Here is a 25,390-nt window from a genome sequence, read left to right on the forward strand (position 1 = left end):
AAGGATTTGATTTTTAAAAGGATATGTTGATACCGACCGTGCCGATACGCTGCATTGGATATTCGATGGTCGGGGTCCGGATCGTTTCAGGATCGAGCGGCTTGCGGATTTTCGTGAATTCGAAGAGGTTCATTCCCGACACGAACACCTGGGCGCGCGAAATCCCGATCCTGCCCGTCAGCTCGTACGGCAAAGTGTAGCTGAGCATGATATTCTTGGCGCGCAGGTATGAGGCGTTCTGAACGTACCTGGATTGCGGCAGAATGTTCTTTTTGTCACTGGTAGAAATGTGCGGGGCTGCGAAATAGGCATCCCGGTTGGTTTCTGACCACGTGTCGGTGAGGTAATACTTTTCTACGTGCCCTGCGTTGAACGGGTAAAACCAGTTCCAGTTTCCATTGTTGGGCAGGTAATCCGCTTTTCCGATACCCTGGAAAAATGCCGTAAGGCGTAACCCTTTGTAGCCGATGCTTGCATTGATCCCGTAGGTGTACCGGGGCGAAGAGTTGCCTATGATCTTGTAGTCACCCGGGTTGCCCAGGGTATTATTGCCCGAGCTGATGATCCCGTCGCCATTCAGATCGGCATATTGGATGTCGCCTGCCCGCCAGTTGTTGCCCAGCCGCGACTGGTTGGGAGCAGCAGCCACCGCATCCGCCGATTGGAATATCCCCAAGGTTTGGTACCCCCATATTTCGCCCAGTTTCTGGCCTTCGTAATAAATCCCGCTGCCTTCATTGGGCAATGCGCCGGAGGGGTTGCGGAATTTGGTGATGGTTGCACTGGCGTCGGAAAGGGCCAGGGTTACGTCGTAGTTCCAGTCGGTTTTGATCTTGTCCCGCCAGGTAAGGGAGAGTTCCCATCCTTTGGTGCGCAGGTCAGCCGCATTTTCCTGAGGGGCTGTCGTACCCAGAATGTCCGGATAGGCCACATTCATCAGCATTTTCTTGGTATCGCGGGTGTAAAGGTCGAACGACATATCCAGCCGGCTTCTCAATATAGTCAGGTCAAGACCGATGTTTTTGGAGGTCACCGACTCCCAGGTCAGCGTCGGGCTCACAAGGCCTGCTGCCGAAACATAGGGGATCAGCGAGCCTGCGAAAATGTAAGGAGCTTGTCCGGACCCCATCGTCGATACCGACGGGTAATATATTTGGGCGCCCGTACTGCGGTTCTGGATGATTTGGTTTCCGAGCGTTCCGAAAGAGCCCCTCAGTTTGAGGTTATCGAGCCAGCTGTTGGTTGCGGTCATAAACTTCTCATTACTAACCCGCCAGCCGGCCGAAAAGGACGGAAAAAAGCCAAACCGGTCGTTTTTAGGAAAGCGGGACGTACCGTCATAGCGGCCATTGAATTCGAGCAGATACCGATCGCCGTAATTGTAAGCCACGCGGTAAAATACACCCCGCAACGCTACCTGCGACCGGCCGCCGAGCGTCTGCTGCGTGCCCGTGGTCGTGTTCAGATCGGGCACCTGCGGGGTGATCAGCGACCGCGCTTGCGCCGTGGCAGACTGGTAGTTGCCCATTTCCTGGTTATAGCCCACCAGCGCCATCAGCTGATGTTTGCCCAGATTTTGAAAAGTATATTCCGCAAAGGTATTGAGCACATAATACCGGTTGTAATCGTTGACATTCTTGATCCAGTCGTCGCCGCTAAAACCGTAGCTGATCGGATTGGCTTCTTTCAAATCCTGAGATACGATCTCGACCTTGCTCTGGACGTCCTGGTAGACATTATTGTAGATATTGTAAGAAAAATTACCGGTGATCTTCAAACCGGGCAGGGGAGTGAGCACCGCTTCCTGCGATAGCCACAGGTCGTTTTTGGTGAAAGTTTCACGTCCGCCATCGAGCAGGTAGGGGAAAAAATTCGTTCCGCCGAAGTACTTCCCGATCAACGGCGCATATTTATCGTGATCTCCGGGCGTCATATAGGACGGCAAATCCGGGAATTGTATCGCCTGCAAGGGGTTCACTCTCGCCAGCGAATTGATGTTTACGTCCCAGTTATAGAAGTGGGGTTTATTGCTATTTTGCGAGTTGAAAACCACTTTTTCGGAGAGGTTAAGCCATTTGTTGACCTGAAAATCGGCCTTCATCAGAATGTTGTACCGCTTGAACTTCTCATTGTTGTAGCGCAGGTAGCCATCCTTGCTATACCGCCCGAACGAAAAGAAGAATTTCGACTTCTCGCTGCCTCCGGAGATCGACAAATCCTGCTGGTTGGTGGGCGCGTAGTCGGTCATGATTTTCTCCTGATACCGGTTGTAGCCGTAGTATTGAAGTGCGCCGTCCACCACGCCCCATTCGTTTTCGGGGATGGGATTTTCGGAGTATTTTTTGACGGCCGCTACGAACTGGTCGTTGTAGCTCGGTGCGCCTAATGTGCGGATGTTGGCCGCATTGCGTGCCAGTACGAACTGGTAGGGGTCGGTGACCACATCCATATTGAAGATCGGTTTGGCGAGCGAAAACTGGGTGCCGAAGTTTACCAGTACTTTCCCGGACTTACCGCTTTTGGTGGTCACGAGCACGACCCCAAATGCAGCGCGGGCTCCGTATATCGCCGCGGCGGAGGCGTCTTTCAGCACGCTGATGCTCTCGATGTCGTTGGGGTTGATCCGGTTGATATCCATCGGTACATTATCCACCAGAATCAGCGGAGCCCCGCCGTTGATCGACTCATAACCTCTGATATTAAACGTAGGCGATTGGGCCGGGTCGCCGTTGCGGACCGTAATGTTGAGGTTCGGTATTACGCCCTGAAGTCCCTCGCCGGTGTTGGCAATGGGGCGGTTTTCGATGCGCTTGGCGTCCGCGACGCCCACCGCGCCGGTCACGTTCACTTTTTGCTGGGTTCCGTAACCTACCACGACCACCTCCGTCATCAAACGATCCTCGACCGCCATGTTAACGGTGATGCCTGTACGTTTGCCGATGGCTATTTCTTGTGTAGCATAGCCTACAAAACTGAAAACCAGGGTCTGGTTTTCACCTGGGACGTCGAGTTGAAATTTGCCTTTCGTGTCGGTGGTAGTGCCATTGGCGGTCCCTTTTACCACGACGCTTACGCCCGGCAGCCCGGAGCCCGATTCATCGAGGACCAGCCCGGACACCGGTTGGGCAATGGCCGGCACGCAGACAGCGATAATGCCTATCAGGGCACACGCCAGGCCGGCAAAACGTTTCCGGGCAAATCTGAATGGTGAGTAGAGATGTTTTTTTTTCATAAACTAATCGTTAGGTGTAGTTGAAAAAAAACTAAAAAAGTGCATTCAACCCGATGGGGGTCGGGTTGTCGTCAAGATGGGACTCTTCGGGTCACCGACGAATTCCGTCCGGGCCCGGTACTATGCTTGCAGATAAATATGAACTACAAAGTATTTCGATGTGCAGGATTTACTGATATTTTTTATTGAAAAAAGCCAAGTCGCTGCCCAAAAAGGCTATAAACTTGCCTATAATGAGAAAAGCGGGAAGCATGTTCCCGCCTTTCTTACGATTGGTCACAAAGCCTTGCGGCACAGTAGCAAATATTTGCTATTACCTGGCCAGTTGCAGATCTGCTATGCTTTTAATTCTGTTACGTTCCAGGAATGCGTCAATGGTTTCAAAATGCTCGATCACACGCTTGTCTTTGAACTCAAAGACTTTTTCGGACAAGCCTTGCAGGAAGTCGCGATCGTGGGATACCAGCACCAGCGTCCCATCAAAGTTTCTCAATGCTTCTTTCAAAACATCCTTCGACTTCAAATCGAGGTGGTTGGTAGGCTCATCGAGAATTAACAGGTTAACCGGTTCCAGGAGCAGCTTCACCATGGCAAGGCGCGTTCTTTCCCCACCCGACAGTACACTCACCTTTTTATCAATATCATCACCCTGGAACATAAAGGCGCCCAGAATGTTCTTGATCTGCGTCCTCACATCTCCTTCCGCGACCTCGTCCACCGTCTGGAAAATGGTCATGTTCGGGTCCAGCAACGACGCCTGGTTTTGTGCGAAATAGCCGACCTTCACATTATGCCCAAGCTGGCAGGTCCCATCCACGTTCAGCTCGCCCATAATAGCCTTGATCATCGTAGATTTACCTTCCCCGTTCCGGCCTACAAACGATACCTTTTCTCCTCTTGAAATGGACATGCTGGCATTTTTAAACACCACATGATCACCATAGGATTTCGATACATCTTTCACGGTAACCGGGTAATCCCCTGAACGCGGCGAAGGCGGAAAGCGAAGTTTCAGGGACGAATTGTCCACTTCGTCAATCTCAATGATTTCCAGTTTTTCCAACATGCGCTCGCGCGAGGAAACCTGATTGGTTTTGGAATAGGTCCCGCGGAAGCGCTCGATAAACTGCAAATTATCGGCAATCATCTTCTGCTGTTCCTGGTATGCCTTCATCTGATGTGCCCGGCGCTCCTCACGCAGTACGAGGTAATGCGAATAGTTGGCCTTATAGTCGTAAATGCGGCCCATGGTCACTTCAATCGTGCGGTTGGTAATGTTGTCGATGAAGGCGCGGTCGTGGGAAATGACCATTACTGCATTGGCCTTATTCACCAAAAAATCTTCGAGCCAGATTACCGACTCAATGTCGATGTGGTTTGTAGGCTCATCCAGCAAAATGAGGTCGGGCTTTTGCAATAATATTTTGGCAAGTTCGATGCGCATGCGCCACCCGCCGCTGAATTCCTTGGTTTGTCTCTGAAAATCCTCCGGCCTGAATCCCAGTCCTTTCAACGCTTTCTCGACCTCGGCGTCGTAATTGACCTCTTCCAGTTGGTAGTACTTTTCACCCAGCTCGGTCACCTTTTCGATGATGGCCATATATTCCTCACTGTCGTAGTCAGTGCGGGTTTCGAGGGCGTGGTTCAGTTTCTCCATTTCGGCACGCATTTCAAAAACCTGCTTGAATGCTTTGGCCGCCTCTTCGAAAACGGTACAGTTATCCTCGGTCAACAGATGTTGCGGCAGGTAGGCGATAACGGCGTCCTTAGGTGCGCGTACGTGCCCACGCGTGGCTTTTTGTTCACCGGCGATGATTTTCATCATGGTGGATTTCCCTGCGCCGTTTTTGCCCATCAGGGCAATTTTATCAGTAGGGTTAATCACGAAGGAAACTTCGCTAAAAAGGGTAGAACCGCTAAACTCAACGGCCAAATTCTCAACTGTAATCATCTTCTCATTGTTTGAAGCCGCAAAGCTACGGTTATAGGACTGAAAGGGACGAAAAAAATCACCTGGCGACAAAAAATTGCCAAAACGAAATTTCTGAGCATTTAAGAAGGTTGCTGACGCTTGTCGTCGTTCGAGTAAATTAGAAAGGTGCAAAGATAGGGGCAAGGCCGAAAGCGCCGTCAGCATAAGGCTTTTTATAGCGGGATTTCTCTAAATTTGAGTTACAAATGAAAAAACCTGCTATTGACATACATCAGGACGAGCTGGATAGCGTCGGGGTGGAAATTGTGCCCGTGAAGTCATTGCAATGCGAAACGTATCCCGCCCATCGCGACGACCATTACATTTTTATCATCCAGCGGGAAGGTTACTGTCTTTGGGAACTGGATTTTAGCCAGGTGGCGCTCACAGGCCCGATGGTGGGCTTCATTACACCGGGGCAGGTGCACCAGAACCTGGATTTCGATAGGGCCGGAGGGTGGCTGGTGTTCGTGGCGCCGGGGCTGGTATCACCGGAAAACCGCGAGATTTTCGACAATTTTGCCCATGTGCGGCAAGCTGTATCCATTTCGCCGGACAGCCCGCTTTTTCAGTTGGTACCCATTCTCGAAACAATGCTCGGAGAGGCCGCATTGGCGCTCAAAGAGGGATTGGTGAGCTCGTTGACCGGCTCCGTTACCACGCTGCTGGCTTCGCATATCCTGCAATCGGAATATCCGGCCGGACAGATCGAAGGGCGAAAGTATCGCACTGCTGCGCACTTCAAGCAGCTTGTTGCCGAAAATTGTAAGGAATTGAAGCAGGTGAAAGCGTACGCCGCATTGCTGAACATCACGCCATTGTATTTGAATGAAATCGTGAAGGAGGTCACCGGCTTTTCTGCCAGTCATCGTATCAATCAGGAAATTTTGCTGGAAGCGAAGAGAATGCTCGCCTACACGCGGCTGGATGTGAAGCAGATTGCCTATGAGCTGGGTTATGAAGATCACGCCTACTTTTCAAAGTTTTTTAAAAAGCACACAGGGGTTACCGCGGTCGCATTCAGGAATTCAAAACCATTATTTGTCCAATCATAGCCATGCAATGCCTCTCCCCGGGCGACTGTTGCGCGCACTAATTTTGCTGCCGTAAAATCATTCATACGGTAGAAAAATGAACACCATTGCTGCAACAAGCGAAGACAAGACCTTCGCGAAATTCATCACACCTATTATCATCTCGGTTTTTGCTATATACCTCACGATGGGTATGACGCTCGGTACACTTCCGGGGTTTGTCAAAAACGACCTGCATTTCGGAAGCCTCATCGTAGGCGTGGTCGTAGGCTTGCAATCGCTGGCTACCCTGCTCACGCGGGCTTACTCGGGCAGACTCACCGACACGAGGGGCGCCAAAACCAGTAACTACCTCGGCATTGCATTGGTAGCCGTGGCAGGAGCAGTTTACACCTGCACCGTTACTTCCGGGATCGGCACCCACACAGCGCTCGTTCTCCTGATGCTCGCCCGCATTGTGCATGGCGTGTCCGAAAGCCTTTCGGTAACGGGGTCACTCACGTGGGGCATCGGTCTGGTGGGTGCGCCCAAATCGGGCAAGGTAATGACCTGGAATGGCATTGCCATGTACGCAGGCATCGCGCTCGGGGCGCCGTTGGCTATCTGGATCAGGCAGGCCTATGGGATTCAGTACGTGTTTGCGTCGACGATCGTGCTGTCGGGAATCAGCTGGGCGGCCACCGCGGGCTTGCCGGCATTGAAGGTTGACGGAACGCATATCCGTACCCCTTTTTACAAAATCATCGGTCTTATTTCGAAGCAAGGTCTCGGGCTGGCGTTCGCGTCCATTGGTTTCGCCTGCATATCATCCTTTATTGCCCTGTTTTTCAATTCCCGAAGCTGGGGGAACCCATCGCTTGCATTTGTCACATTTGGTACGTGCTATGTGCTCACGAGGGTTTTCTTTTCCTCATTCCCCGACCGCTTCGGCGGCTATCGAGTGGCGTTGGTGTCACTCGGGATAGAGCTGTGCGGCCAGCTGCTGATCAGTTTTGCTCCCTCGCCTGAGCTCGCCATTGCCGGATGCGGCCTCACGGGCGTAGGTTTCTCGCTGGTCTTTCCCTCATTGGGGGTGCTCGCTATCCAGAAAGTCGCTCCGCAAATGCGCGGCACCGCTCTGGGCGCCTATGCAGCATTTTTTGACCTCTCCCTCGGGTTGGCCGGGCCGGTTGCAGGCATTATCGCCGGCTGGGCAGGATATGCCTCGGTATACCTTTTCGGGGCGACGAGCTGCCTGGCGGCCGTGGTGGTTTTGTTGAGGAAAGACCAGGATGCCGGCAAAGCATCCTGACGTCTTGAATTTTCGGGTAAATAAAATTATCGCCAATACAACCTTTGGATGTGCGGAGGGCCTCTTTTGTGAAAAATTAAACAGCACGCATGTTCAAATGGTATGTATTTCTATTGTTCCTGATTAGTGGCCCGGCATATTCCCAGGAAAGCGCACAGATTCTTTTCACAGAAGAATATGATTCACTGCCGCCCGTGCGCTTTATCGACAGGTACGAGAATGTTTTTATGAATAAAGTGCCTACCCGAAACATTTTCAAATTTGGAATATCGCAGTACCAACAGTCGACACCATTTGCACTGTATAATGATATTGGCTTTAAAAACTCGGCGGTGCAACTCAGCTATGAGCATAAATTATCGCCGCAATTCTCAATCGGGGTTCTGGGGCAGATGCCTCTCGTGGGGAATGCCATTCCACTAGGCTGGATTCTCGAAAATGTCGCGGTAGGCGGCCAATTCAGGTGGTACTATGATATGAAATCACGGATTGCATCGGGGAGGAGCGCCAATAATTTTACCGGTAACTATCTGGCATTTGAATATGGCTTCGTCGCAACCAAATCCAACTCGCAGAAAATAGGGGCCAGGGCTGGATTTCAGCGACGATTCCTGAACAACGGGTTTCTGGACATGTCATTCGGCTTACGGAAGAGCGAGCGATTTTCGGAACGGAACCTGTTGCAGAACTGGAGTTTGTTTACGGAGATCAACCTCGGTGTCGCGTTGGGAGACTGGAAACGTGTTGCCAAGCCTTCCCTTTGCGAGTTAATCCGATGCGACGAGCAGGTCAATCAGCATATTAAAGTACAAATTCCCGATTTTAAATTTGGTAAAACACAGAAGACACTGGGAACCAGCATTGCTTATGAGGTAGGATTGGGGAACTCCGCGATCTCGCTTAATTTTCAGTATGATCTGAATTTGCAGAAGGCAACCAACTATTTGCATGGTTACTTTTATACCAATTGGTACGGTGGATGGTATGCCCATGATACGCGATCGAAGGAACAATCCCATACGCTCAGCATTCAGCCCAGGTATTATTTGAACGAGAAAAGAAAAGTGCGGCTTGGCAAATCGGGTGGGGCACTATCCGGTGTTTATGCCGGTATCAATGCGGAGTACGCATTTTACCGGGGAACCCACACAAAGCCAAGCCGCTGGGATGAACATTTCATGATAAATACACCCGAATTTACCTTTGAACTGAAATCAAAATACTTCCGAACCGGGCCGCTGCTAGGTATTCAGCAACGCCTGTTTAAAAATGGGTATGTGGACCTGAACACTTCCTGCAACTATGAAAACAATCCCATCAGATGGATGCTGCGAATGCGCGCCAACCTGACTGTCGGGTTTGCGTTTAGTACTTAGCCTAGTTGTTCCTATTGCTACGATCCAGAAACAAATACCGGGCGTCATCGTATTTTACGGCTTTCGATTCGGTGTTCAGGATCATTACGGGCGGCGTAGCATCGTTGGGCTGCGCTGCCTGCCATTCGGGAAGTTTATCGCCATTGGGATTGCCCTTGATGATGAAGTTGGCAAAGTAGTTCAGCATGGTTTCGGATACTTTGTAGTCATCCGGCGTCCAGGCGTAGTCTTTCACCAGATCCAGGTTTCCCATGCAATATTCAATTTCGCAGGCGTGCGGGGCTCCAATCGGTTCGGGCATTTTATTGCCGCCCTGCTGTACGCCGCCGGCCAGGCCGGGAGTCAGGCTTTTGTCAACCAGGGGCGGGCGGAGTTTACTGTAAAGGTAGCGGTACACAGGCTGGTTGCTGGTTTTACGATGTACGTCAAACCACTTCCAGGTGCTGTAAACGATGAACCGATCGGAGGCAAGGTTCGTGGCAGCCCATTCAATTTCCTTTGCATCGCCGTGCGGATATACTTTCAAAACCTCCTCCCATTCATTCGGATAAGCTTCTTTGATCTTTTTAACCAGATTTTCCTCGTTGATAGGGCCCTGTGTAAAAGCGGCTCCCGGAATTTCGGCCGAATTCCAGCCTACCAGCAACGGAACCTGCGCCTGTTCCCTGGCCTTGAAAATTTCCAGCATACTCTTCGGAAGAAAATACCCGTCGATCACCGAAGGAAAACCGAAGCGTTTGGATTCCGTGTAGGCTTCGTATAGCTCACGCGTGCTGGCAGCCCTGAGCTGTGCCAGGGATGTGTAACCGGCCTTTTGAGCGAAATCGGCCCCTACCTTTTCTGCTTCGGCCAACGGTACTGCCGACAATGCGCCCATTCCCGAGCCGCTCTCCCCAATTGCGCCGGCTATCAGGTTCCTGGATAGCGGGGAGGCCATTTGCGCACTCACGGAAACCGACCCGGCCGACTCACCGGCGATGGTCACTTTTTTGGGATCGCCGCCAAATGCTGCAATGTTTTTGTTCACCCATTTGAGGGCAAAAGCCTGGTCCAGCAAACCATAATTGCCTGATGCCTTGTAGGATGCTTCTTTGCTCAACTCGGGGTGCGCAAAGAACCCGAACAGGCCCAGCCGGTAGTTGACCGTAACTACCACAATACCCTTCTTAGCCATTGCGGCACCGTCATAGCGCGGCTCGGAGCCGTCACCGGCAACAAAGCCGCCGCCATAGAAATACACCAACACGGGGAGTCCTTTGGTGTTGCGTTTGGCGGGCGACCATACATTCAGGTACAGGCAGTCCTCGCTGATACCGTTCGATCGGAAACCCATGTCGCCGAATACGGGAGCCTGGATGGCGCGCGGGCCGAATGCTTTTGTTTGTTTTACGCCTGTCCAGTTGCCGGGCGCTTGCGGGGCTTTCCACCGCAGATCGCCCACCGGTGGTTTGGCAAAAGGGATGCCCAGATAGTATTGCAGGCCGGTTTTGGTGTCGTACAGGCCCTCAATGGTCCCGTTTTCAACTTTTGCTTGCACCGGAAAACCATTGTTGCCCTGGGCAAACAGGCCGGTGTTATCAACGAGGCACAACAGGAGTGCCGCCACGAAAAGTAAAGTTTTCATCTTATTGTCTCAGTTTGTGACAATAGTAATTGGTAATTATCAGAAGTGCTAACTATTTTTGAGGAAAATTTTAGAAATGCCCCAAACGGCCTATTTACCCCATATTGCTTACGATTCCGTGATCTTTGGCTTTTCAGAAGGTGACCTGAAAATCCTGATTATGGAATATCACAACACCGGTCTGTTTGCATTGCCGGGCGGATTTGTGCAATTGCAGGAAAACCTGAATGATGCGGTACTGCGCGGTTTGAATGAACGGACGGGCCTGACGGACATCTACCTCGAACAGTTTTATACGTTTGGCGATTTCAGCCGTTTTGACCCGGAAGTGATGCGTACCTTGCTCGAAGCAAACGGGATCGTGCCCGATGAAGGATACCAGTGGATGCTGGACCGGTTTATTTCGGTGGCCTATTATGCGTTGATCAATTACGAAGATGTGACACCCAAGCCGGACGCGCTTTCCGATTCCTGTGAGTGGTACCCGGTCAATGAACTTCCCAAACTGATCCTCGATCATCAGCATATTGTAGAGAAGGCCATTCAGACTTTACGCGACAATCTGGACAGAAAACTGGTAGGGGGGAACCTGCTCCCCAGGAAATTCACTATGAGCGAACTCCAAAATGTATACGAAGCCATTTTGGGGACGAAACTTCGCCGAACAACCTTCCAGCGAAAAATGCTCGCGGCAGACGTGCTAACCCGCCATGAGAAGCATTTTTCAGGAAAAGCACACATGGCCCCTTATTTGTACAGCTTTAAGTATCGGCGATGTCGGTGAGTCCTCCGAATGCCGAACAGTATTCACAGCGATGTCGATACCGCCGAACTGCGCGATCGTTTCATCGAAAAACCGGATGATGTTGCCGATTTGGGTGAGGTCGCCCTGGAAGAGGCAGCCATCGGCGCCTTCGGCCTTCACGGCCGCCAGTGTTGCTTCCGCGTCGGAACGGGAGCTTTCTTTTGCCTAGGTTTTAAGCCCCCATCATTGCCGCAATTGCACCCCTTATTGTTTAGGAAGTGTTCCGAGATTTGTGTCATCACAAAAAAAGATACACTCATGAACAAGCACATCCTTATTATCCTTTTGTTGGCCGTTACTGCGTTCAATTCCGGTTGCGGGCAAGGTTCGAAAGAAAACCAGGACAAGCCGGCTGCACCGAAAGATTCGGTGGCAGGCCAACCCGTTAAACCATCGAAAAGTGGCTATGCCGATATTAACGGACTAAAAATGTATTATGAAGTTTACGGAAAGGGTAAGCCCGTGGTTTTGCTGCACGGATCGTTTATGAATATTCTTTCCAACTGGTCGCAAATTATCCCGATGCTCGCCGACCGGCAGGTGATCGTCGCCGAAATGCAGGCGCATGGTCGTACCCGCGATATTGCCCGGCCGCTGAGTTTCGAAGCAATGGCCGACGATGTGTCAGAACTGCTCAAACACCTGCAAGTCGACAGTGCCGATATCCTCGGTTACAGTATGGGCGGCGGCGTGGCTTTCCAGTTTGCCGTGCGCCACCCCGATCAGCTTCGCAGATTGGTCGTACTGTCGGGCACGTATGCGCACAATGGCTGGTGGCCCGATGCCGAAGCAAGTTTTTCAACGTTTACCGCGGATATGTTTAAAGGTACACCCATTCAAACGCAATACGATAGCCTGGGTAACGATCCTGCGAAGTTTCCTGATTTCGTTAAAAAAGTGCTTAGCATCGATCTGAAACCATATGACTGGTCGAAAGACGTTAAAAACATCAAAGCCCCGATATTCATGGCCATCGGAGATGCCGACGGGGTGCAGTATGAGCATGCGCTGGCGCTTTTTCGTGCAAAGGGCGGCGGCAAGATGGGGGATATGCATGGGCTGCCCAAGTCAAGATTGGCAATTCTGCCCGGCACCACGCACATAGGAATGATCATGCAGCGCGCAAACTGGCTTGTTCCCATGGTCACCGATTTTCTGGATTCGGACCTGAAAGCCGCTCCGCCAACTTTCTGACCACCGACGCACCTGTCTGAAAGCCGGCTGTCTTGTTCCGCAGTAAGCGCCAGCAATGCGCAATGGACTGGTAAAAAAATAGCCTCCGGGAATTTCCCGGAGGCTATCCGCACAAAGAGGTTTAACAAATGAGGCAATTACCTTGCAACGATGATCTTCTGTGATCTAACGGCCCCATCTTTGTTAACAACTTTCACCAGGTACATTCCAGCGGCAAGCTCATCGACCCTGAATGTTCCGCCCGCCGCAATGCCGGCTTCCTTCACGGTTTTTCCGTTCATGTCAACCACCGAAATGCTCCTGACATGGTCCGCATTCTGAATGTACACGATTTCGCGCGCAGGGTTCGGATAGGCGAGCTGGTTAGAGATGTTTTCGAAGGTCACGCTTCGGATGGAGCTGTAAGCGAATGTCTCGTCTTTGTCCACCATTTTCAGGCGATAGAGATTTTCGCCGCCCAGCGGGGCTGCATCGGCGAACGTGTATTTCACAAGTACCCTGCTTTCACCCGTAGATGCCACCGAGCCAATCTTGCTCCAAGCCTTGCCATTCGCGCTGCGCTCGATTTCGAAACGGTCGCTGTTGGATTCAGCGGTGGTAGACCAGGCCAGTGACGCGGTAGTACCTTCCTTGCGGACGTCGAACGCCACCAGCGTTACCGGCAATGCGATGTTTGCCCCTAAGGTAAATGCTGAATAGGTGTCGGGTGTCACATTGTTGGCGGTGATGCTGCCGGGGCCGGCCAGCGTACCGATTGTACCGCCCGCCCTACCCAGGCTTTCCCAGCGGGAGCTATCCGCATTGTATCCTACTACAATGAGGTTTGCGATGTTCGAGCTCGTCAGCGCATCCAGATTGCTGGCCGCATCCCAGGTGAGTGTGATGTTGACAGGCCCGGCGCCGTCCAGATCCCAATATTCTACGGCACTTACGCCGGTCACATCGGATCTCATGTTCGTGAGCGGAAATGGCGCTCCTGCCGGCAAGGTAGCCGTGCCGGCGCTTCCTGAAAAATAGGCCGCTTTGTACACACCAGGCGTGGTAGGAGCGGAAATGCCGATCTTACGCAGTTTCGTGCCATTACCCACCGGGAAAGTGAATGCGCTGTTCCCGTCTTTGGACACGTAGCCGTCTACATGGTTGGCATCGTCCTCGCCTGTGTAGGAGCCTGCTGTACCGAAGCCCAGGATGCCCGGCGACAGGGCGCGGTTGGCTTTGATGATCCCGGGTTGGATACCCGCGCCGCCCGTGAGGAACGTATGCGCACCGAACACGGTCATCTGCGTGCCTTCGGAGATGACCGTATTTCCCTGACTACTTGACTGCGCAGCCGCGGGATCGGTCATTAGCGTGAGCGACAGGCACAATGCCGCGCTCAGGCCAAAGAGCTTTTTATGGATGATTTTGTGCATGTTTCATTCATTTTGAAATGGTAGCCTCGGATTTCTGCTGCTCGGCGTTACCCAACATCGCCTTGATGCCGGCCACCTCAGCTTTGAGCGCATTCATTTCGCTCAGCTGCGCTTTCAAAGCGGCGATTTCTTTTTGCTGGTCTTGAACGGCTTTTACCAGGAGTGGAGTGAGTTTGCTGTAATCCACCATCCAGGCCTTCACTTTGACATCCTCATTTCCTTTCGAAACTGCTTCCGGGTAGACTTTGTAAAGATCCTGTGCTATAAAACCGGTGGTACGTGTTTTGGCTTCATCGCTAATATAGTTGTAATCAACCACACCGATTTTCATCAAATCCTCGATTGAATAACGGGTATTTTTGATATTCTCTTTCAAACGACGGTCAGATGCATTGTTATAAAATACGGTTAGGCCGGCTGCACGCTCAATGCTTCCTACCTGTCCGGCAGGTATGCGGAATGCCATAAAAGGAGACTCGTTGGGAGTAGTCCCGATTTTTGTCAAAACGACGTTTGGATCACTTGGGTTAGTATGAATGAATAGCTGAGCTCTGTTTTGACTTTCTTCAAAATAAAGGCGCAAACCAGCCATAGAACCAGATGCATCACTAAAATTTTCGCCGTCCTGGTTTGGAGCAGCCAACAATAGTTGCCCGTTGACGTGCATCAGGCGCTTGGGATCCGTTACATTAACACCCACCTGGCCATTCAAACCAATTACCATTCGAGCACTGAGGTTACCGCCTGTGTTAGTATTGAAAGCAAGCGCTCCCAGGCCGGCGTTGAGGTCGTTGCGAAGGCTGATACGGAACAAATTAGGGTTTGCAGCGTTCCGACCGAAATCAATGTAAGGTCCTTGAACTGGTGCAAGCGCCAACGTGCGTAATAAACGGAGACCGCCGCCAGGAACAATTGTTGTAGAACCCCCGTTGTCGGAACGACGGGCGATTATATGTCCGATGCGGGAAATCGTTCCTCCTTTTGCACCTCCGGCATCTACTGTATTGGATGTCGCACCTAGAAAAAAGGGTGTGCTGCTGGTTGCACCAGTGTAAACAGCCCATACGCCACCTTTACAAAGATACCGGTCTCCCGATATAGAACCATCTGACGCTTCGGAGATATCGTTCCAGATTGTTCCTTCGGGGTCAGATCCACAACTTCCACCAACTGTTGGAGCTCCCTCTCTGTAAACTTCTTTACCAACTGGCACAGCGGTCACCAGTCTAACCCAGGCGTTGCCGTCCCAGTAATACTCGCCCTGTTGCAATTCACTATTCGTGGTAGTGTTGAACACATGCATACCTTCCACAGCATTGGTGACCGGCGCGGCGGTACCAAGAGAAGTAAGTGGTACGCGTGGCAACAAAAGCCCTTTTGATGTACTTTCCAGTTCCAGAATTGAACTTCCATTAATCGAATTCGGATTGTCCCCGATTTTCACCTGCGCCATCAGAGGCGAGCCCACAAAAAGCAATCCGGCGGTGACTCCGAGTGCACCGGCTGTGCGTGTTAGTAGTTGTCTTACTTGCATGTTTGGAATTTGTTTTAATTAATAATCATTGAAAACAGTATGGAATTGATAAGCGATTGTTCATTGGGTCAGGGGAAAAGGCAAGGCTTCGCCAACGAAATGCGCGGCTTTCGGCCCTTCACTTCTGAATGGATGTATTTAATCTGTAATGGGGCTTAATGGATCGACTGACCCTACAAAGGATCAGGTGCTGCCCGCCCAGGACATCTGTCGAATGAGTCGGTTATGACAGATGTTGCGGTGCAAACTATATCTACAAAGTAGCGGGAAAAATGTATTCGATTCGAAGGGTGACTGACAGACAGATTTTTCAATCCTCTTGCAAGGATTTGTTTGTCAGCTTGTTAGTGATTTTGATTTCTCTAATCCATAGTAATCATTCTATGGATTTTTATAGGTACTAAACGATGGCTACGAAAAATAGTTGATCATCCTTCTAAGTTCGAAGGAGGGGTTAATCATCATCGTATTCTTCATCGTCTTCGCCCTTTTTTTCAAGCCGTACAAATGCGCCTCGGCGCGGAGCGGGCATAATGCTTTTCTCGCCGCGTACGGTTTGCCACACGATTTCGCTGAATATTAAATCGTCGATAGCGTCGGGCACGGTGAGGTTGAACCGGTCGGTGCGGCGGGAATTGGCATTCACGGCTACGTTTTTCTCGGAAAGGTCCACACCGGCTTTTCTAGCAGTAAAAGTGGCTGGATTGGCCTTGGTATCAAAGCATCTCCACATGGGCGTTGCCGCCGCATCGTACTGGCTCATGGGCTTGATACCCAATATCAGCTCCATGGTGCGCAGCATGCCGGAGGTAGAATACATGGTGTGGTCGACGTAACCTCTTTTGACGAAGCCGCCTGCCACAAATGCGATGGAACGGTGCGCATCCACATGGTCGGGGCCGTTCTGCGCATCGTCTTCGAGGATAAAGACCACTGATTCATTCCAAACCTTACTTTTCGAAAGATGCTCTACGAAGCGTCCTACGGCCAGGTCGTTATCGGCGACGGCTGCAAACGGCGTGGGTTTGCCCACGCTAGCGCCCGAGGTATGGTCATTCCCGAACCGGAGGGTGTTCAGCAGGGGAAGTTTGCCTGCGGCAACCAGCTCGTCAAAGTCCTTTTCCCAGGCAGCTTCGCGGTCGATATCCATGTAGCTCAGGTTATAGCCTTTGAATGTGGGGCAGTATTTTCCTTCGAGTGTTTTGATGTTGGCTTTGCCTTCGTCTGCAAACCAGCCGTAGCTGCGGAACGTCAGCCCGGCACGCTCAGCGTGGTCCCAGATAAACCCGTCCCTCGGATGCGCAATTTCCTTCTGGCCCTCATAATCGTAGGTCCCGCCGCGGCCTCCGTAGCTGGTCACCCAGTTTTTTTCCACATAATCATTGGCATAAGCGGCCGACGACCAGTTGTGCCCGTCGGCGCTTACCTCCGCATCGACGTAAAAGTTATCGAGCAGCACAAACTCACGGGCCAGCGCGTGCTGGTTTGGCGTTACCTTTTCGGGAAAGAGGCAGAGCGAGGCGTCGCCATTTCCTTCTTTCATATCACCCAATACCTGGTCGTAGGTGCGGTTTTCCTTGATGATATAAAAAACATATTTGATGGGCGATTTGTCGCCTACCTTCATCGGAATCGGGTTGCCGGCCTCTCCCTCGGCATTCAGTTCTTTCTTTTTGGTGTAAGGTGTATTGGCGTATACAACCCGTGAATAGGCAGACAGGACTTCCGGCTTAGGTGCATCGATGATCGACAATGTGCCTTTGAACAGCCCGCCGATGTATTGCTCCCGGCCGGTATATGCCTGTGGGTTAGGGCCTACTTGCTGCGGTACTTTCGATAAATTCGGGTTGGGGCCTTTGGGGTTGGCCTTTGAAGAGAACCCTTTCCCGTTCGTGACGAATATCTTTGAACCGATCGTTTTAACGGCGGTTGGGTACCAGCCGGTGGGGATAAACCCGACGGAACGGCTGCGGCCTTTGGTTTCGACATCAAAAACAGCCAGGCAGTTGTTGTCCGCATTGGCAATGTACAGCGTATGTTCGTCCTCGCTCAGCGCCAGTCCGTTGGGCGTGGTGCCCACGGGCGCGTCCGGGAACAGGGAGGTAGTAAGTGTTTCCGAAATCTGCCGTTTAGCCAGGTCGATGAGCGCCACGGTATTGTCATTGCCGTTGGCAACATACAAATACCGGCCGTCTTTGGTCAGCAGCAGGTCATTCGGGTTTTTATTGGTCGCAATGGTGGCCGAAATCTTTTGGGTTTCGGTATCGACGATCACCACCCGCGAGCCGCCCCACAGCGAAACATAGAGTTCCTTCTTGTCATTGGAAAGCAGGCAAGTGTAGGCAGCAGCGCCCAAATTCAGCTTACCGAGGGGCTTTCTTGTTTGAGAATCACAAATGTAGAGCGCGCTGTCTTCTTTTGTTACCACATAAACCCTGTGCTGCGCATCGTCGACGGCAATGCCTGTCGGGGAAATTTCGACGGGCCAGGGCTCGCCCAATACAATGGGATCGGCAGGTACAAGCTGCTGGTCCTGAATTTTGAATACCAGTATTTTATTATCATTTCCGCCCGAAGCGTAAAGGGTCTTTTCGTCCTGACTGAATGCCAATCCCAGGTAAGACTTGGCCACCCTGGCCGAATCCAGCACTTTTTCAGATGCCGCATCGATGAGCGTAATGCTCTGGGTACTTTGCCCGTTGTTGGTGACGGCGAGGTATTTTTTGGAAGGGGACACCACCAGATTCAGCGGAAGATCATCCAGGTCAAGGCTTCGTCCCACCGGTGTGAGCGACCATCCATTCGGGAGATGAATGCGTTTCGAAGAAAGCTCCTTGTAAACTGCAACTTCTTCGGATGGCAGGCTGACGTTCTTTTTACAGCCCAAAACGGTAACAACTGATACCAGCAGGTACAGTCCGAATTTCAGGTGGTTTTTCATAACGGGGGAGAAGTATAAGCGAATATTTCCGGTGCGTCCGACGATTGTAAACTGTGGCCGCATTCGACATGCGGCAGATTACGAAAGTACGGGAAATTTTCAGCTAAGTCCCCGGCTTAACAATAACTTAAACGAAGGCATATCCCCCGGACCCGTTTCGCGTTTGCGGAAAAGGCCCGGGGGATAAGGAAGACTTGATGCAGGGTAATTTAATCAATCCATCCCGGATTTTGAACCAGATTCGGATTCATTTGAATCTCACCCGTAGGAATAGGCCACGTCATGAGGAAGTCGCCCTTGTAGGAGTAATCGCTCACGTTGGCGCCCCATATCTGTTTCTTGCCGCTTCCGGTGTAGAACACTTTCTCGCCCCAGGTTTTCCAACGCAATTCATCGAAATAGTTAATACCCTCACCCGGTAGTTCGATCCGCCGTTCGTTGCGGATTCTCTGCCGGAGGTCTTCCTGGCCTTTTACCGCCGTGGCCGCATTCGAATTCAGCAACGCCACTCCGGCTCTTTTTCGAACTTCGTTTACCTTTTCGACCGCTTCGGAGGTCGCTCCGGCTTCGTTGAGTGCTTCCGCCCACATCAGCAGCACATCACCATACCGCAGGATGGGGAAATCGGTAGGGCCATAGTTGCGATCAATGAGCCCCGAAACACCTTCGATCACGAACTTCCGGTAGAAATAGTAAAAGTTGATCTGGGTGTCGCTCTGGATATCACCGCCCGTAGCGGCCTGTCCCCGGAACGGCCACCGCATCGTTTGCAGGCTCTCCACATCCGTAAAGTTGAAAGCACCGCGGAAGGTGGCATATGGGGTAACCACATTAGCCTGCAAGCGAGGGTCCCGGTTTTCGTAGGCCTTTTTGATCCGCTCTTCATTACCTTGCGGCAGGTACAAACTCATTTTGGCCCCGCGTGCGCTGGCAGCGGCATATTCCTCGGCAGTGATATTGTTTCTCAGAAAAAATACTTCCCGTTCAGCCACCGTCAAACCGGAAAAGCCCGGAATAATATCGTCCCACTTGAATGGGGTACCATCGATGTTCTCGTGGAGGTCCACCAGGTTCGGCGAGGGCATATAGTAGTTCCAGCCGCGGCGGAATGCCGAAGGCCATCCGATAAACAGCTGAAAGTTGTTTCCATATCCCTGCTCGCCGCGATGCTGGATGGAGAAAATCATTTCAGGACATTGTTCGTTGGCTTCGGTAAACAATGCCTTGTAGTCGCCGAACAATGTATGCCCCGCATCTTTTACCTTCTGAAAATCGGCTGATGCTTTTTCCCATTGTTTCAGATACAAATATACTTTCCCGCGTAAAGCGTAGGCAGCCGCTTTCGTAGCGTGACCGTAGTCCGCATTGCCGCTGGCGTAACGGTCGGGCAGGTTCGGCTCATTGATACACGCATCGAGGTCGGCAAGTACCTGGTTCCATACCTCCGCTTCGGTAGCCCTCGGTTTGATCGCTTCGGTGGGGGTAAAGGGTTCGAGGTAAATCGGCACACCTTTGTACAGCTGATTGAGCCGGAAATAGAAATAGGCGCGCAAGAACTTGCATTCGGCCAGGTAACGGGCTTTCTTCTTTTCGGGGGAAGGTGATTTTGCGGGTATATTTAAAAGGGCGTCGTTGGCCCGCTGGATGCCTTCATACATATGCTGCCACACTTTGGAGAACATGGCGTCGCCGGCGGTGATCGTGCCCCGCAGCAGCGGCTCGTCCCAGCGGCCCTGTCCGGTATACCCGAAACGGTCCGTTTGATAGAGCTCATGCACGGTGGTAAGCCCGCTGTGGCCCATTTCAAGCCTGAAAGTATTGTAAACGCCGGCCACACCCAGATCGGTCAGGTTATCGGTCGTCCACATGGTTGCATTCGAAACGGAGGAATAGGGGGCTGTGTCGAGCAAATTATCCTGGCAGCCGCCCAGGCTCAGGGCAATGATTATAGCAAAGAATTTTTTCATCATTATTTCTTCTTTAAAATGAAACATTCAACCCCAGCGAAAACTGGCGCATGGTTGGATAGTTGGGGTTAGGCCCGATTTCAGGATCCAGTCCGGGAAACTTCGTGAGCGTCATTAGGTTTTCGCCTGCCAGGTAAACCCGCAGTTTGCTCATAGCCAGTTTGCTCGTCAGCCGGCTCGGGAAGGTGTAGCCCAGTTGGAGGTTGCGGAGCTTGGCGAAGGATGCATTGTACAAATAATAGTTACTCGTGCGTCCGTTCTGCGCGTCCGTAACCCCTTTGAGCCTCGGGTAATGCCCGCTCAGGTTATTGGCTGGATCGCTGGCGTTGGATTCATTGTAGTAATAATGGTTGTCCGCTACCAGTGTCGGTACCGATTTTCCTTGTGCTACAATCGACTGGTTCAGGTAAATCGTGTTCCAATAGTAATGCATTCCGGCCGCGCCCGACCAGATCATCGAAAGATCGAAGCCCCGGTAAGACAAGTTGAGCGTCAACCCGTAGTTAATGGAGGGCGTGGCGCGTTTTCCGGTAAACTGCTGGTCATACACGTTTCCGTAAATGCCGTCGCCGTTGGTGTCCGCGTAGATCAAATCGCCGTACCAGATTTTGGTAGGATCGATGCCGTCCGCAGGTTGGAACCGGTATCCTGCATCCACCATCCCGCGCAGCCAGGTGAGGTCTTCCGCCGTCCGGATCATCCCGTCGCGCGGGCCCCCGTTGACATCCAGCGAGCCGTCCGGGAGCCGGTAGTTACCCGAACCCTTGTAAACGGGGTACAAATAAAGCTCGTTGATGGCATGGCCTTCCAAGATTCGCTCGGTACCGCCGGTCGACACCGTACCGATATTGGATTGGTAAACGCGATTGCCCGAAACATCCGCATATCCCTCCTGCAACTGGCCTTTATAGGTATCCACCCGGTTGGTATTGTAGGCGAAATTGCCCGATATCGAGTACTGGAAATCATTGATACGGTCCTGGTATCCGAGGCTGATTTCTATACCGCGTTTGGTCACTTCGGCGATATTCATCGTGGCCGGACTGGCGGTGCCGACAATCAGCGGAACATTGGGAGCGAAAAGGATCCCATCCGTAAAGCCCTTGTACAAATCGAGTTCAAAATTCAGCCTTCGCCGGAGCGCAAAACCGCTGAGCCCGACGTTGGTCGTTGTAGTCGTTTCCCATCTCAGGTTGCGGTTCCCGGTTTTGGTTTGGGCGAGGCCCTTAATTGCGGTGTTGTTGAAGGAGTAATTCACCGTGCCGTACGCAGGCAAATGATCATAGTTGCCGGCTGCATTGTTTCCGGTCCGTCCCCACGAAGCCCTGATCCGGATATCGTCGAAAATGTCGGTCAGCGGCTGCATAAAAGCTTCCTCCGATATGCGCCAGCCTGCCGAGAAGGCCGGGAAAAAGCCCCACCGGCTCGACTCCCCGAAACGCGAGGATCCGTCGTACCGGAAAACCGCCTCAGCCAGGTACCGCTTCTTGAACGAATAATTGAGCCGCCCGAAAACCGATTTCAGTCCGTAATCCGTTTCGTCGCCGTTAATGCCCGTCATGGTCGTGCCCGAATTCAACGTGGTCAGGTCGGGATGCGTGAGGCCTTGCTTGGAGGCGTCGAAGTTGTATTGGTTGAAATACTGCTGGTTGTATCCCACGAGCGCGCCTACCTCGTGATGGGTAAATTCCCTGTTGTACCGGAGCACATTGTCCAGGATCAGATTGCGGCTTTTATACAAAGAGTACCGGGTGGTCATTTGGGCGGCAGGCTGCGCCGCGGTACTTAATGTATTCGTGGCGAAATTCCATTTTTCGTACGGGATCGGGTGTGTATTGTTCTCGGTGTAGCCCTGGTTGTAATGCACTTTCGACTCAAATTCCAATCCTTTGAAAAGGTCCAGCTTCGCAAACAATGTGGTATTAATCCGGCTTACCCGATTGTTGCCGCCCTGGCTGTACAGCCAGGCCATTGCGTTGTTGGCCGTTGCAGATTCCTCTGCGGCTGCCGGAAAGCCATATTTGCCCTGGTAAACCGGATACACCCCCGGCACGGTCTGGGTAAGATAGGAGTAGGCGGTGGCCACGTCGGCCACGCTGGTGTTTTGGAGGTCGCCGAAAGTCTGCGTGCCCACGGTCAGGAATTTGGCCACTTTGGATTGCAGATTGATCCGCATCCGTACATTATCGGCACCGGTCTCGGGCATGGTTCCGGGGTTGTTGAGGTAACCCACCGAAAACAGGTACTGCGTATTTTCCGAGCCGCCGTTGAGGGTCAGGTTATGGTTTTGTAAAAGTCTGCGCTCTCCGAACAGCACCTTTCCCCAGTTGGTGTTCGGATAAGCGACACTGTTGGGAATGCCCTGGTCGGTTAATGCGTCGGGGTTGGCTTTGGCCGCTTCCCATTTTTCGATCGTCGGATTGGAATACACCGAGGCCTGCCCCAGGTTGTTGAAACCCTCGTTGACCAGTCGCATATGCCGGGCATAATCGGTCACAAACTCCGGCACATTGTTGGGGCGCGGGAGGGAGGTCATCACCGTGTAGTTCACAGACGTTTTGCCTTTGGTACCCTTTTTAGTTGTGATCAGGATAACACCATTGGAAGCAAGGGAACCGTAAATAGCCGCGGTGGCCGCGTCTTTGAGCACCGAAATGCTTTCCACGTCATTCGGGTTCACGGCATCCATCGAGCCTACCACGCCGTCGATCACGACCAATGGAGAGGTGCTGTTCAATGTACCCGTGCCTCGTATGCGTATGCTGGACCCGTCCGCGCCCGGCCGGCCCGTGGTTGCTTGCACGTTCACGCCCGCCGCTAATCCTGCCAGTGAAGAAGATAATGTCGAAGCCGATCTGTTTTCAACCGATTGCGCATTGATGGTGGCCACGGAGCCGATCACGTTCCCCTTTTTCTGTGTTCCATATCCCACTACCACCACTTCGTCGAGGCTCCGCTCGTCGACTTTCAATGAAACCTCGACCAATGTCTTGTTCCCGATCGCCTGGATTTCCTTACTCACGTAGCCCACAAATGAAAACACCAGCACCGCATTTTCATCGGGTACATCCAGACTGAAATTTCCATCCCGGTCGGAGGTGGTGCCTTGCTGCGTGCCTTTGATGATGACATTGACGCCCGGGAGCGGTTCTCCTTTCTCGTCGGTCACTTTTCCTTTCACGGGCAGGGTTTTCGTTTCGGGGCGCCGCTCCGGCAAATCATCGGCCGTGTTACCTGCCGGCGCGTTCGCTTCTTTCCCGTTCTGCGGATTTTTAATGATATATACCATGCTACCGGTGTTCATATACGTTAAGTGCAGCGAGCCGAGCATTTTGTCGAGCAGCTCCGTTACCCGGTAGGTTCCCTTGCCGACGACAAAGCGTGCCTCGCTGTCGACCTGGTTTTCGATAAAGGCAAAGCGAAGCGGGGTTTGCTTCTCGATTTTACGGAACAGGTCCCGCACACCTTCGTTTTTTAACTGAATGGTAACCTGCATTTCAGCCAGCGGCTGGGCCTCGGAAGGCCGGGCTGCCATGAGCTGAATGCAGCTTACTGCGATGATTATATAGGATAAACCTAAGCGCATAAGAAATCGGAGACCGGGCTGATGGTTGGAAAGTGCATACCTTCCCCCGATGATAAAGTTTTTGTACATTTACCAGACGTTTTTAGTGATAGCCAATTATTAAAAGCGACACCCGTTTGTTACGCCTAACTTGCGGGTTAAAAAGCCTTTCGGTTCCCGCCGAAGGGCTTTTGCTTGAATGTGGTTTGTGTTTTCGGGCATTGAGGTGACACTCAGCCATCTCTGGGGAAAATCGTAAGATCTGCTCCGTACGACATCGTTTTCAGGGTTTAGTAATGATACGCTCAGGTTGCATTTGCATTAATCACAGGAACCGCCTTCTATCGAGACATTGCCGTTTTCGATTGAATAAGTAGCCCCGATCATTTTCGTAAGCACCATCAGGACGGTATCCAGGTTTTCATGATGCATGAATGAGGCGGTAATCCGGCATTTTTTGACTTCCGCCCGATTAAAAGTCAGTTTCACACCATAATGCGCTCCGATGAGCTGGCCGGCTTTTTCGAGGTCGATGTTGTCTAGCACCAGGTAGGCATCCTTCCACGCAGTTTCTTCGGTAGCGCTTACCAAAGCCATGTTGTATTGCTCTGTTTGGGTATTAACGGTAATCTGCTCGTCGGGCTTGATCTTGGCATACACGCGCTGCGTGCTTCCGACTTCCACCAATCCGCGGGTAACCGTGACAACCACTTTATTTTCCTGCATGTTCACATTAAATGCCGTCCCGAGCACCCGCGTCACGACCGCGCCCGACTTCACGCGAAAGGGCTTCGCGGGATCATGGGCAATGTCGAAATAGGCTTCTCCCCGTAATGTCACGTCGCGCGACCCTTTATGAAACGACGCCGGCGAATAGGTGAGTTCGGCGTGCTCGTTCATGAGAACCGTACTTCCGTCGGGGAGTATTAAAAATTGTTTGCCCCGAACGACCTGTGGCTCGTCTTGCCGGACAGGTTGCTCGTTGCGGGTAATGTTCACATGAGCGGGCGGGCTGTTTCTTAATGTCAGCCACATGAAGCCGCCCAGGGCCAAAAGCACGGCCGCGGCCCAACTCCACCACATGGTAGTGCGTCTGGCCTGAGGGCGGGCGGTGCCCAGGATGTTGGTTAGGATTTCCTCGCGTGCCTTTTCGGGCAGGCTTACTTCTGCCGAATCGGTGTCTGAATGCGCATCCAGCCACTTCCGGAAACGGAATTCATAACCGTTTTCGGTCAATTGCCGGAGCTCCTCTTTTTCGGGGTCGGAGGCATCCCCGGCCAGATATTTGGTCATGAGGAAATCAAACCGTTCCATTCCCGATGGGTTGAAATCGTGGGGAGCATTTGTATCGTTGTCAGCGCTCATGCGGGCATCCGTTTTTCTTCTAACATATGGTTGTGTCGGAGCCGCGAGCGGCCCTCTATTTCACATGTCTCCCGAAAA

Annotated in this window: 14 protein-coding genes; 5 read left to right on the plus strand and 9 right to left on the minus strand. The window is 52.1% G+C overall.

Features of this window, described 5'->3' with window-relative positions:
* Nucleotides 1-13: 13 nt before the first annotated feature.
* Nucleotides 14-3,232 carry a TonB-dependent receptor gene (locus tag J2Y43_RS09915; protein ID WP_309982030.1) on the minus strand — a complete coding sequence of 1,073 codons (3,219 nt, stop codon included), beginning with the start codon at nt 3,230-3,232 and terminating at the stop codon, nt 14-16.
* A gap of 313 nt (nt 3,233-3,545) precedes the next feature.
* Nucleotides 3,546-5,183, minus strand: coding sequence for an ABC-F family ATP-binding cassette domain-containing protein (locus tag J2Y43_RS09920; RefSeq protein WP_309982031.1), 1,638 nt, complete (start codon nt 5,181-5,183; stop codon nt 3,546-3,548).
* Nucleotides 5,184-5,410: 227 nt separating this feature from the next.
* Between J2Y43_RS09920 and J2Y43_RS09925 the strand changes: the two genes are divergently transcribed.
* The 3 genes from J2Y43_RS09925 (at nt 5,411) to J2Y43_RS09935 (ending at nt 8,905) form a co-directional block, all read left to right on the plus strand.
* A complete protein-coding gene (locus J2Y43_RS09925; RefSeq protein WP_309982032.1) occupies nt 5,411-6,259 on the plus strand; it encodes a helix-turn-helix domain-containing protein in 849 nt (282 codons plus the stop codon).
* A 76-nt stretch (nt 6,260-6,335) separates the two neighbouring features.
* The gene (locus J2Y43_RS09930; protein WP_309982033.1) at nt 6,336-7,529 is read left to right on the plus strand and encodes an MFS transporter; all 1,194 of its coding nucleotides are present in this window, start codon (nt 6,336-6,338) and stop codon (nt 7,527-7,529) included.
* Between the two features lie 89 nt (nt 7,530-7,618).
* Nucleotides 7,619-8,905, plus strand: coding sequence for a hypothetical protein (locus J2Y43_RS09935; protein ID WP_309982034.1), 1,287 nt, complete (start codon nt 7,619-7,621; stop codon nt 8,903-8,905).
* A 1-nt stretch (nt 8,906) separates the two neighbouring features.
* Here J2Y43_RS09935 and J2Y43_RS09940 read toward each other — a convergent pair whose 3' ends face one another.
* Nucleotides 8,907-10,529 carry a carboxylesterase family protein gene (locus tag J2Y43_RS09940; RefSeq protein ID WP_309982035.1) on the minus strand — a complete coding sequence of 541 codons (1,623 nt, stop codon included), beginning with the start codon at nt 10,527-10,529 and terminating at the stop codon, nt 8,907-8,909.
* Between the two features lie 76 nt (nt 10,530-10,605).
* Here J2Y43_RS09940 and J2Y43_RS09945 point away from each other — a divergent pair, with 76 nt between their 5' ends.
* Together J2Y43_RS09945 and J2Y43_RS09950 are read left to right on the plus strand one after the other, a co-directional pair.
* Nucleotides 10,606-11,313, plus strand: coding sequence for an NrtR DNA-binding winged helix domain-containing protein (locus J2Y43_RS09945; RefSeq protein WP_309984261.1), 708 nt, complete (start codon nt 10,606-10,608; stop codon nt 11,311-11,313).
* Nucleotides 11,314-11,592: 279 nt separating this feature from the next.
* Complete coding sequence (locus J2Y43_RS09950) at nt 11,593-12,528, plus strand: alpha/beta hydrolase (RefSeq protein ID WP_309982036.1); 936 nt, start codon at nt 11,593-11,595, stop codon at nt 12,526-12,528.
* A gap of 137 nt (nt 12,529-12,665) precedes the next feature.
* Here the strand turns inward: J2Y43_RS09950 and J2Y43_RS09955 are convergent, their stop codons facing one another.
* The 6 genes from J2Y43_RS09955 to J2Y43_RS09980 form a co-directional block, all read right to left on the minus strand.
* Entirely contained in the window at nt 12,666-13,940 is a 1,275-nt protein-coding gene (locus J2Y43_RS09955) for a T9SS type A sorting domain-containing protein (RefSeq protein ID WP_309982037.1), read from the minus strand.
* A gap of 7 nt (nt 13,941-13,947) precedes the next feature.
* Entirely contained in the window at nt 13,948-15,474 is a 1,527-nt protein-coding gene (locus J2Y43_RS09960) for a tail fiber domain-containing protein (protein WP_309982038.1), read from the minus strand.
* A gap of 454 nt (nt 15,475-15,928) precedes the next feature.
* On the minus strand, nt 15,929-18,415 hold the full coding sequence (locus tag J2Y43_RS09965) for a bifunctional YncE family protein/alkaline phosphatase family protein (protein ID WP_309982039.1): 2,487 nt from the start codon (nt 18,413-18,415) through the stop codon (nt 15,929-15,931).
* 209 nt (nt 18,416-18,624) lie between these two features.
* Entirely contained in the window at nt 18,625-20,385 is a 1,761-nt protein-coding gene (locus J2Y43_RS09970) for a RagB/SusD family nutrient uptake outer membrane protein (protein ID WP_309982040.1), read from the minus strand.
* Nucleotides 20,386-20,395: 10 nt separating this feature from the next.
* Complete coding sequence (locus J2Y43_RS09975) at nt 20,396-24,037, minus strand: TonB-dependent receptor (RefSeq protein ID WP_309982041.1); 3,642 nt, start codon at nt 24,035-24,037, stop codon at nt 20,396-20,398.
* A 231-nt stretch (nt 24,038-24,268) separates the two neighbouring features.
* Nucleotides 24,269-25,312, minus strand: coding sequence for a FecR domain-containing protein (locus tag J2Y43_RS09980; protein WP_309982042.1), 1,044 nt, complete (start codon nt 25,310-25,312; stop codon nt 24,269-24,271).
* Between the last annotated feature and the right edge of the window lie 78 nt (nt 25,313-25,390).

Source organism: Dyadobacter sp. BE31 (genome assembly GCF_031457695.1).
GTDB lineage: Bacteria > Bacteroidota > Bacteroidia > Cytophagales > Spirosomataceae > Dyadobacter.